At 63.0% G+C, this 641-nt stretch carries 1 pseudogene; it reads right to left on the reverse strand.

Annotated features, from left to right (window positions below):
* Positions 1–180: 180 nt before the first annotated feature.
* Positions 181–641: pseudogene (locus R5W23_RS10970) on the reverse strand (hypothetical protein); the annotation flags it as partial.

The following is a 641-nucleotide window of genomic DNA, read 5'->3' on the forward strand; positions in this document are numbered from 1 at the left end:
CTGTCCACTTTTCGTGGGGAACTTCAGTCGAGCGGTGCTGGTCGAGCCTGGAGCGGAAATGGCGGGGTGGGTTGCTCACCCGCCCCGGCGTGATCTTGGGATATGCCCGCCGGATGACTTGGCGCGGGACGACCCCGACCGTGGACGAGGTGGCCGGTGAGTACTCCGCCGGGGTACGGCTTACGAAAGTCTCAGATGAAGCCGCCCGAGGTCCGCGGCGGGTACGGCCCCCGGACCATCCCTTTCCGTACATCGCGTTTGTTCATCATGGAGCAGTCGTGAGGTGGCGATGTGTTTAGCATCTGGGAACCGGGTGCGGGGTGGTCTCGGCTTCTTCGGTCCGCGGGTCGCCTTTCGATACCGTTTCAGGTTCGCACCACGAGCCAAGCCCAACAGCCACTTCGCCATGTCTCCCACCGACCACCCACTGATCACCGACCACGTTTCTGCCTCGACTGCGATCCCCAGCCCTGGGCACGCACCGGATACCTCCAACGCCAGGTGGTAATCCGACACACCTTCCGCCACCTCTGTACCGTGGGCCGCACGTAATGCACCCTTCACACCGGCGTACACGTTGCCGCTGGCCAAGCCATTCACGGTGTCGGGATTCGGTCGCAAGGTGTTTTCAGTGAACGAAT

Source organism: Gemmata algarum, from assembly GCF_034097035.1.
GTDB classification, from domain to species: domain Bacteria; phylum Planctomycetota; class Planctomycetia; order Gemmatales; family Gemmataceae; genus Gemmata; species Gemmata algarum.